The organism is Flavobacteriales bacterium (genome assembly GCA_021296215.1).
Taxonomy (GTDB): Bacteria; Bacteroidota; Bacteroidia; order Flavobacteriales; family ECT2AJA-044; genus ECT2AJA-044.
Map to the genome: position 1 here is coordinate 1 of JAGWBA010000085.1, position 8952 is coordinate 8952.

Below are 8952 nucleotides of genomic sequence, written 5' to 3' on the forward strand. Positions count from 1 at the left end.
AGAATGTGAATGGAGGTGGAAGAAAGAGCCTAAGGAAATGGAAAAAGAACTTTGGAACATGGTCTTGAAATTGAATCCCCCTCTTTAACGGGAAGGATTAAATTTCAAGACCTATATTTAATCGTTAGTAAATAATCTTCTGGTCTTAAGCCTAAACTATTTTTCTATCTCATTGAAGCCTCGCGAGTACCTGGGATCGTTTCTTCAAGTCTTCCGGCAGATCACCCGTCAACGAACCCAGAAATGTTTTGATCTTGGCAACCTCTTCATCACTCAAATCCTTGTTTAATTGAGTTTTGGCCATGATTCTAATGACCTCATTCAGATCCTCAACACTACCGTCGTGGAAATACGGATAGGTTTCTTCAATATTTCGAAGTCCGGGAACTTTGAACTGGAAGACATCACCTTGATTCCCACTTAAGGCGTACTTACCCGAGTCAATTACGGCGCTTCCAGTATACTCCCAATAAGGGTGAACCAACCCAAATTTCTGAAACATATGGCCTCCCAATGCTGGTCCTGTGTGCCAAGTAGTGCAGCCGGCGTCAATAAAAGCGTGCAGTCCCTCTTGTTCAGCAGAGCTTAACGCATTGACATCCCCTTTCAAATAGTCGTCGAATCGAGTAGGGGTGACCAATTTCCGTTCGAAAGCTCCAATGGCGCGTTGCAGATTGCCGTAGCTAATGGGATCTTCATCATCGGGAAGCGCCAAAGCGAACATACGCTGGTAGTACTCATCCTTTTTCAGGCGATTCACTACCGTAGCTTCATCCGTCATGGCCATTTCGACCGGATTCAAAATAGGACCGCCCGCTTGTTCTTCTACGTCTGCCGCACGCCCATCCCAGAATTGTGCAAAATGCAATGAGGCATTCAAGGTCGTCGGGCTATTTCGCCCGCCTCGTTCACCTTTGTTGCCTAATGAAGTTGGCTCTCGATCCACTCCATAGGTGCTTAGGTTATGGCAGGTATTGCAGCTTTGTGTGTTCCCGTCAGACAGACGCTCATCAAAGTAAAGTACATGCCCCAGCTCTACTTGTTCCTCAGTGATTACCTTGTCGCCAAGGGCTGCGGATGCTTCGAGCGGTTTAAAATAGGTTTGAGCTTGTGCAAAGAGTTCCTGAGCGTCACCTTGTGAAGAATCTTCAACGGATTTTTGCTCAGCAGTTGATCCTCAGCCGACCACAACAAGGGCCATGGATACTGCAACGAGGCGATAGATAAAACGTTTCATAGCATCGGATTTTGATGCTAAAATTACCGCTCTTTGGCCTCATTTTCCGTGACTTCAGATACACCTCCGCGAATAAAAACCAAGCGACCGGATTCGAATTCGGTATGCCATTCCGGTAATAAATTTGCCCATTCCTCGAATGCGGTAGATAGCATCGCCGTATCTTCTTCAAAGAATTCTTTTTTCACGGAGATATAAACGGGCTTGCTCAGAATCGACACGGCTAATCGTTCCACCCCAATTTCCTTCGCGTGTTTCTTGATAGGAGAGGTCTGTTGCAAACTTCCCATCACTAACACTGCTCCACGGGGCTTGTTTTCTTTTTTCATGAAAGGCGTAACCCCTTTCCATGGAAACCGCGACCCTCGTATGAGAGCAATAGAGTTCGAATCTTGCTCCAGAAATGAGTTTAGTTCAATTATGGATTTTCGCTCTTCTCTTGAAACGCGATACTTGCGAGCAGCTTCGAATACATTGGCTACAGCTATTATCAAGACAATACTGAGGGGTATCCAAAAGAAAGTCTTCATCCTGTTTCGAGATCCGGGTCGAAGAAAAACCAGTAATGAGCCGAAAAAGGCCAGGAATAGTCCAAACGAAACACGTTCGGGAAGTGGTTTCAAAACCAGGGCCGAGACGAAATAGAGTAGGGCGATGAGTCCAACGCCATATACCAATAACCATTGCTCCCGGCGCATACGACGACTCTCAAAAAAAAGCCAAATGGCCATGGCCAGGACTGCAAATGAAAAAGGGTTAAAGAATCTTTGGAGCGATTTTTTTATCGTACTCATGCCGAAAGCCTTTCGCTGGATTGGTGCGGCTTCCGAAATAGTCTCCAAGGCTTCCATTGAATATTTAGCAGTGTTCCAAAAATACATGTTCATGAACATGAGGTAATCGTTCATCGACCAACCTACTTCGCTCAAAATTTGAACCTGATCGGCCTCACTCAATGACTCAAACGCCTTGAAGTCGTGCAAATCGGATCGCACCCTATTGAACTCAATAGTGCCTTTCCATTCCGGATGAGCTTGGTATGCCGATAACTGCCGATACTGCATAATAACGGTTGAAAGTAACAAGGCTAAAAAAAGGATGGCACCGCGCTGAATCCTTCTTTGCTTTCGGTAGTTCAAAGAAAAGAAAGCGATCAATGGCAAAAAACACATCAGTATCACCGCGGCCTGCTTAAAACGGACCATTAACCCTATCGCTATGAACAAGATTCCCAACCATGTAGGCCATACCCATCGATCTTTTCGGATCTGCTGAACAAGTAAAACCAGACCACTAACCGTCCAGGCCGATGCGGCAATCGTAAACTGGAGTTCAAGAAAAACGTAGTAACCACCGGAAAAAAAATAGACCGGCATATAGAGCAATGCCCTGTTTCCATGATTACGCAATCCATAGTAAAAGATGAGGTAGTGAAATATAGAGATCGGAAGCAATAGATATAGTCCATACCACGGAAGCCCGGGCATCAATTCATATAATGAGACGAGTACTCGACTAATATCGATATGCGTAAACATGGTGAATGCAGTGGGCTCACTAACCATCCACTCACCCATAATGCGGTAAATGATCCCGATATCGTCATTCGTGTTAAACCGAGCCAGATCAAAAAGCACGATCACGAGATCGACTACCAGTACGCTTAATGCGCTGATTGCCATGGCTCTGTATCGATCGTACTTAGGTAGCATAGGGCTTTAGTGGATGGTGAAATTGAAGTACGTTTCGGGAAAGAGCTCATCCTCCAAGGTAAAATGCCACCATTCCTCCCGCAAGGGAGAAAACCCTTCGGCTATCATAGCCTTGCGCAGAAGGTGCCGCATCGCGAATGCGCTATCCGAAACGCCACGATACGATGGCCACGATTCCGGTCCAAAATAATCCCATCCAGTGCCCATGTCCACCTCTTCGCCGGCTCTCGGCCCTTCGAGGTAGATCAACGTCAAATCCACGGTACTGCCCCGCGAATGCCCGCTGCGTTTCCATATATAACCTTGCGGTACCAGCGAATCTTTTCGCAAATTCGGATAGTATTTAGCCTTGGTCAGTGTATCCCCAATATCCTGCGTCCAGCGCATAAAATGGTCCACCGCGCGTTGGGGGCGATAGGCGTCGAAGACTTTTATTCCCAGGCCCTGCGGGCCGATGCGTTCCTGAACGCTCCGCAAGGCCTCCGCAGCCGGGCGGGTCACAATCACTCGCCGACCATTGTAGCCATCGACAGGCGCGCCGACGAAGTTGTCGGAGCCGGCATAGCGCAATTCTTCCTCTATCGACGGAGCTAGTTCGTCCAAATAAACGAAGCCCTCGGGCAAATCCGGTTTGCAGCTGAGCAGGAAAACAAAAAGGATCACGGCCAAACGAAACATGACCGCAAGATAAGGCGATTCCTTAAACCGCCTTTAACAAGACGTTGATGTCGACATCGATCTCTTTGGCGATCTTATCGGCAACTACGGCCGGAATCGAAATGTCGTAGTCGGCGCAAGAGATCAGCATATGGGTCGTCATGCGTATGCTCCCGTCTTGGTTGACCTCTAAGGTACCGGCTTGACTCACCCCATTCGTTACACCGTGGATGGTGAGCTTTCCGCTCACGGTTACCTCGTGTTTACCGGGTTTGCTTAGGTTAATGGATCCGAAATCATCAATACGACCCGAAAACATCGACTTCGGAAACTGATCCGACTCCATGTAATTCTCGTTAAAATGTTCTTCCATCAACGCCTTTTTAAAGCTGAAGGCCTTGATGAGCACCTGAAAGGCTACCTCTCCATTGGAACCATCGAGCACACATGCCACCTGGTTGTTGGTTGCTTCGACTCCGTCGTCGATCTCGCCATTCGATTTAAAATAGATCTCTCCGGCTCGCGTGAGGTACTTGCCTTGGGCAAAACTCGTCGTAGTCAATATAACGGCCGAAAGTAAAAGGAGTAAACGTTTCATTCAGAAAGGTCTTTGGGTGTGAGAAAGATGCAACGGCTGAGCACAACATCGAGCATGGTGGCTCCGGTGCAAATACCTTTTACAGTAACTTCAGATCCTGATAGATTGTTTGGGGCTTCAACTTCCGGACTCATACCCGCGAGCACCTGAATAAATCCATCCGATGCCAATACCACGATCACTCCAGACGAGTCGCCCGGCATTACTTCCGTAACCACTCCCGTGACTTCAAGTACCTTGCCGATGTATTCGTCGCTGGCCGATGCCTCGTCGTTTTCGAAGGCCCCGGCGAGCTCCATACTGGTCATATGAGCCTCGGTCTTCATTTGATCCACTCCCGGAACGGGCTTGTAGAACATGTACAGTCCGTATGCCCCGGCGAGCACGGCTGCAATTCCTCCGTAAAGTAAAAGACGTTTCAATACCATGGCACAAGCGTTGCGTTGATGTAAATAACGCAAAATTTGCGCCGAACGTTTGTATTATCTAGGCACTATCAGCTTCGCTAAATGCTTTTTACCCGCTTTATCGGTAGCAATAAGAGTGTATTGGCCTGCGGCCAGATTCGAGACATCCCAGCCGCGGGCCAACTTGCGAAGGAGGGTCGACCTTCCTTGCGGGTCTATGGCCAAGACCTGCTCTATGGCCTGTTCCTCCGTAAAATTAAAATAGTCTGTGCTTGGGTTTGGGTAGAGGGAGATTCGTTCGTAGCGAATTTCGTCGAGGCCAACACTGATCGCTTTACGATACATGTCCTTAAAATTGCATTGCGCCCATAGTGCTCCATCGTAGAAAAATAACTTGCGCACAGCATCGGTGCCGAACAAATCGTCGTGAAAGTCATTGGCTTCAAGGGTCCACGTGGCTCCCCCGTCGATCGATACGCAAGCCTCAACGGATTCGCCCGATCCGGCCGATCCAAGTCCGAGGTATATGGTATTCCCACGAGCCCAAATCGACATAATGGTTCTATTCACGCCAAAGGATCCCGGCCCAATGACCGATCCTAATGAGATCTCGACCCGGTTGGCACCTTTGTCCGTCGATTTCCAAATTCCGGGTTCACCAATCGAATTGTTGGATGTGGTCATGTACAGATTGTTTCCGTCGGCGAAAATATCCGCGCCAAAAGCGGGGAAGGGGAGCCCATTGTTTGCCGGGCTGGATCAGGTGTAGCCGTAGTCGATCGTGTAGTAAATAGAACCCCCTCGTGCGGCCCACAGGGTGTCGCCTTGCGCATGAAGTGCCGTAGCGTCGGCAGTCGAGATCAGGAAATTGTCGAGGCGGTAGTGCGTGCTGTCGATGTGCCGCCAGTAATTTTGGAGTCCGTTGTTGTAGAGGATACAAATATAGTCTCCCACGGTAGCACTTACTCCGTGTCCCGAGGGCACGGCCGGAAACACCCCGTTTGGTGGAGAACCTGCGGTATCGGGTGTCCAGTTTATACCACCGTCAGTAGAGTAGTAAAGAACGGAGGAGGCGTATTGATTCCATTGTCCCCAAGCGTAAAGTCGCCCATTCCAATCGAACATCTTGGTTGGTGGATGGTTGATTCCGTTCGTGGTAACGGTATTCCAAGTGACCCCACCGCTCGATTTTTGAAGGCCACTTAAGTACGTGTGGCAGTAGTACGCTCCGTTGTATTTTACGAAAGAGCCAATAGATTCAATGTCGGGGTTAGACAAACCTGAGGTAATGCCCAGTGGGGACCACTGCGCGTGAATATATCCGCCCGAGAGGGCGAAAAACAGAGCAAAAAGGGCTGCGAGTCGTTTCATGATCATGAGTTTTAATCAAAGTTCGGTGCCTGCCTTATGCGAGTAAATACGGCAAATGACGTATTTAAAAAAAACCTAACTTGCCGGAAAACCTAGCCCATCATGAGATCCATCACAGCACTGATCGATCATACCGAAATATCTCAGAAAGTTATCGAATTCACCAAGCAGATCGCCCGTCATCAGGGCGTTAAAGCGCATTTGCTCACTGTTGTTCCCAAGGGCGATAACAAGCGTTCGGAGGAGTGCCGGTCGAGGCTCACGGAATACAATAAGGAATTCTATGAGGCGGGGTTGGATGTGGAATTACACATGATAGAGGGGAGCTTTTTCGATATCGTCGAAGGAGCGGTGGACAAGTTGCATACTTCGCTCGTGATCATTGGCACGCACGGTAAAAAAGGTTTGAAGCAACATATTTTCGGTTCAAACATTCTGAAGCTGGTGCAGATGCTGAATGTGCCATCACTGGTCGTTCAAGACAGTTCGGAATGGCATGCGGGCGGATTCGCAAAGGTGTTATTCCCGATCGCGGAACACAGCCAGTTCGAGATGAAGATGCAACAGACTCGAGAGCTCATGGATCCGAATGGAATGGTGGAATTGTACACCATTTACAAGACCGATCGGCTCAATGACGAAACGGCCGAGAATGTGACCAAGTGTCAAGGGTTCTTTGAGGCCGAAGGGATCAAGTACCGGTTGGTCGAAGAAGAAGCCAAGATTTACAGTGTGGGCTATGCCCGCCAAACGATCGCCTATGCCGGTGAAAGTAATCCTCATTTGATCAGTATCATGGCTCAGGCCGCGGGTGATACCAAAGTGTTCGGAAACGTTGACAAAGAGAATGTGATCCTCAATGAATTGGGGATAGCAGTGCTGTGCTGCCATTGAAAACTCTTGGCTCGACAAATCAAGTAGATGCTTAGTTTAATCGTCCTATTTGTTGGAATGTACTGGGAAGCGGCTATGGATAAGATCGCCGGTCCGCACCACTACAAGATTTCGATTTGGAAATCCTTGGCCGATTATTTCGATCGAAAAGGTATGACCCATTTGGGTAATAATTTTTGGGACGGAGAGGTGGCCTGGCGAAATAAGTGGAAGAACAGAAATCCCGAAGAAGGCGAACGCTTTTGGGGTAGTTCGCACATATTCGTGACCGTTTGCGACGGTTGGCACGTGGTGAAGATGCTGTGGATGATCCACATTTTTTTGGCTATTGTGCTATACAAGCCCATCACACCGTATTTCGGACTTGACATGTTGCTGTTCTTCGCGGCGTTTGCCGTCGGACATCATATTTCGTTTCTGTACTTGCAGAACCAAACGTGGAAGAAGGACATACGAAAGCTCTTTAGGAACTACTTTGACGGAGCTCGAAGCTCCGGAGCAATAGTCTCGAAAGGCTTAAGTAAACCTGAAGAGGATGAGTCGTCAGAATGAGTTTTCCCTACAGCAATAGTGCAACACCGTTGTTGTTTTGGTCATTCCAGTCCAATTTAGTTAAGGTGGAACTGGCGGGGCTAGCGCTTCGTCGCTGCGCTCCTCTGGCGTGGTCTGGGGTGGCGCAACAAATCAAAATGGAACCAGTTTCGGGGCTGCGCCCCACCGCGGCCTTTTCTTTTCCCATTCGCACGAGCAGAGCTTGGCTCAGGTCAAATGAAAAACCCGCTTACTTCTTCGGTAAACAGCTTCCATTTTGTTCTGTGGAGGTGGCGGGGCTGATGTCGAACTTTTTCAAAAGTCTCATAGCCCTCGTGAAAATCAGCAATAATGTGGCTTTCCGCTGATCGCTCAAGACGGTTTACACCTCAAAGGTGTAAAAAAGTTTGGTGGAGCTAAGGGGATTGATGTAGAACTTTTTCAGCCCACTTAAGCCCTTACAGTTCAAGGTGGATATGTAGTTTTCCGCCTAGCCCTTGTTCGACGATTTTCTTTAATGTACTGAGACGAATATCGCTCACGGCTCGTTCGATTTTTGAAATATACGTTCGCTTAACTTCGAGCCGATCAGCTAGTTCTTGTTGTGTGAGGTTCGCTTCTTTACGTGCAGCTTTGAGCATTTCAGCAATGATGTGTGCTTGAGCTTCCTCGACGAACTTATCTCTAGTTGCCGAACCCGTCTTTCCGTATTTCCGGTCTAAGTGTTCGTTAATCGTCTTTGGATTCATAGTACTTCGATCTTAAAGATTTTGCTCTTTCCAATTCCTTCCTCGGAGTCTTTTGCGTCTTTTTCTGAATGGCGTTCAAAAGAATGACCGGTTTGCCTTCATCGAAAAAGCAGAAGATTCTGTAAATATCCGATCCCGATTTAATTCTGATCTCATAAATACCATCTACAAGATGCTTGAAGAACTGCTTCGGAATCCGGTCCAGAGTGATCACCATCTGAAGTACATAGTCGACCTTCTTTTTTGCTTGATCGGGAAGACTGTTATAGAACTCCCAGAAATGGTCTTCAAATGGCTCCAGTATCCTCATGGCTAACACAAATGTAACCAATAAGTTTCATTTTGACCGATCGATCTTGGAATAAAGTAGAACAGAAACGACTTCACCCTAAGCAGAAAAAGCACCCGTCCTAGGCGCTTTTTTCCATGTTTTACACCCCAAAGGTGTAAAAAAGTTTGGTGGAGCTGGCGGGGCTAGCGCTTCGTCGCAGCGCTCCTCGGTAAACGGCTTCCATTTTGTTCTGTGGAGCTGAAAGGACTGATGTCGAACTTTTTTGAAAGTCTGAATAAGCGGGTCCATGGTTAAAACCATTCACAATATTTAAAACGATAAGCTCGGAATCGCCAATGCCTCCTTCTTTCCGTGCTTTAGTTAGGCTTAAGACCAGAACAATTGGATAGATTTGTTCTGTAATGCCTGTAAAATATAGCAAACTCAGCGTAATACTCCCCAGATTTCGGACCATCGGTTAAGTTAATATTTTTAACCCTTAAAATCCGAAAACGATGAGAAGAA

The 8952-nt window shown here is 47.7% G+C and carries 11 protein-coding genes and 1 pseudogene; 3 read left to right on the forward strand and 9 right to left on the reverse strand.

What is annotated here, in order from left to right; translation table 11 throughout:
• Positions 1–169 precede the first annotated feature (169 nt).
• From J4F31_11145 to J4F31_11175, 7 genes and pseudogenes are all read right to left on the reverse strand, one after another.
• A pseudogene (locus J4F31_11145) lies at positions 170–1237 on the reverse strand (cytochrome-c peroxidase).
• Positions 1238–1260: 23 nt separating this feature from the next.
• On the reverse strand, positions 1261–2949 hold the full coding sequence (locus tag J4F31_11150) for a hypothetical protein (protein MCE2497113.1): 1689 nt from the start codon (positions 2947–2949) through the stop codon (positions 1261–1263).
• Positions 2950–2955: 6 nt separating this feature from the next.
• Positions 2956–3573: a M15 family metallopeptidase gene (locus tag J4F31_11155; GenBank protein ID MCE2497114.1), complete on the reverse strand. Its 618-nt coding sequence runs from the start codon at positions 3571–3573 to the stop codon at positions 2956–2958.
• A gap of 76 nt (positions 3574–3649) precedes the next feature.
• Entirely contained in the window at positions 3650–4204 is a 555-nt protein-coding gene (locus J4F31_11160; GenBank protein MCE2497115.1) for a YceI family protein, read from the reverse strand.
• A complete protein-coding gene (locus J4F31_11165) occupies positions 4201–4632 on the reverse strand; it encodes a hypothetical protein (protein ID MCE2497116.1) in 432 nt (143 codons plus the stop codon). The genes J4F31_11160 and J4F31_11165 overlap by 4 nt, the downstream gene beginning before the upstream one ends.
• 54 nt (positions 4633–4686) lie before the next feature.
• Positions 4687–5295, reverse strand: coding sequence for a T9SS type A sorting domain-containing protein (locus J4F31_11170; protein ID MCE2497117.1), 609 nt, complete (start codon positions 5293–5295; stop codon positions 4687–4689).
• Positions 5296–5370: 75 nt separating this feature from the next.
• Positions 5371–5982: a hypothetical protein gene (locus J4F31_11175; protein ID MCE2497118.1), complete on the reverse strand. Its 612-nt coding sequence runs from the start codon at positions 5980–5982 to the stop codon at positions 5371–5373.
• 102 nt (positions 5983–6084) lie between these two features.
• Between J4F31_11175 and J4F31_11180 the strand changes: the two genes are divergently transcribed.
• Genes J4F31_11180 through J4F31_11190 form a run of 3 tightly spaced genes read left to right on the forward strand, consistent with a single transcriptional unit; the run spans position 6085 to position 7775 of the window.
• Positions 6085–6876, forward strand: a complete 792-nt coding sequence (locus J4F31_11180; GenBank protein MCE2497119.1) for a universal stress protein — start codon at positions 6085–6087, stop codon at positions 6874–6876.
• A 57-nt stretch (positions 6877–6933) separates the two neighbouring features.
• Positions 6934–7428, forward strand: coding sequence for a hypothetical protein (locus tag J4F31_11185; GenBank protein MCE2497120.1), 495 nt, complete (start codon positions 6934–6936; stop codon positions 7426–7428).
• The gene (locus J4F31_11190) at positions 7425–7775 is read left to right on the forward strand and encodes a hypothetical protein (GenBank protein ID MCE2497121.1); all 351 of its coding nucleotides are present in this window, start codon (positions 7425–7427) and stop codon (positions 7773–7775) included. The genes J4F31_11185 and J4F31_11190 overlap by 4 nt, the downstream gene beginning before the upstream one ends.
• 90 nt (positions 7776–7865) lie before the next feature.
• On the opposite strand, the gene J4F31_11195 is transcribed toward J4F31_11190, so the two are convergent.
• On the reverse strand, positions 7866–8156 hold the full coding sequence (locus tag J4F31_11195) for a helix-turn-helix transcriptional regulator (GenBank protein ID MCE2497122.1): 291 nt from the start codon (positions 8154–8156) through the stop codon (positions 7866–7868).
• Entirely contained in the window at positions 8137–8466 is a 330-nt protein-coding gene (locus tag J4F31_11200) for a type II toxin-antitoxin system RelE/ParE family toxin (protein MCE2497123.1), read from the reverse strand. The genes J4F31_11195 and J4F31_11200 overlap by 20 nt, the downstream gene beginning before the upstream one ends.
• Positions 8467–8952: the final 486 nt, after the last annotated feature.

What these genes read in the sequence shown, in the direction of transcription:
- J4F31_11150 (MCE2497113.1), bottom strand. Translation starts at nt 2,949, where the DNA reads ATGCTACCTAAGTACGATCGATACAGAGCCATGGCAATCAGCGCATTA.
- J4F31_11160 (MCE2497115.1), bottom strand. Translation starts at nt 4,204, where the DNA reads ATGAAACGTTTACTCCTTTTACTTTCGGCCGTTATATTGACTACGACG.
- J4F31_11165 (MCE2497116.1), bottom strand. Translation starts at nt 4,632, where the DNA reads ATGGTATTGAAACGTCTTTTACTTTACGGAGGAATTGCAGCCGTGCTC.
- J4F31_11170 (MCE2497117.1), bottom strand. Translation starts at nt 5,295, where the DNA reads ATGACCACATCCAACAATTCGATTGGTGAACCCGGAATTTGGAAATCG.
- J4F31_11175 (MCE2497118.1), bottom strand. Translation starts at nt 5,982, where the DNA reads ATGAAACGACTCGCAGCCCTTTTTGCTCTGTTTTTCGCCCTCTCGGGC.
- J4F31_11180 (MCE2497119.1), top strand. Translation starts at nt 6,085, where the DNA reads ATGAGATCCATCACAGCACTGATCGATCATACCGAAATATCTCAGAAA.
- J4F31_11185 (MCE2497120.1), top strand. Translation starts at nt 6,934, where the DNA reads ATGTACTGGGAAGCGGCTATGGATAAGATCGCCGGTCCGCACCACTAC.
- J4F31_11190 (MCE2497121.1), top strand. Translation starts at nt 7,425, where the DNA reads ATGAGTTTTCCCTACAGCAATAGTGCAACACCGTTGTTGTTTTGGTCA.
- J4F31_11195 (MCE2497122.1), bottom strand. Translation starts at nt 8,156, where the DNA reads ATGAATCCAAAGACGATTAACGAACACTTAGACCGGAAATACGGAAAG.
- J4F31_11200 (MCE2497123.1), bottom strand. Translation starts at nt 8,466, where the DNA reads ATGAGGATACTGGAGCCATTTGAAGACCATTTCTGGGAGTTCTATAAC.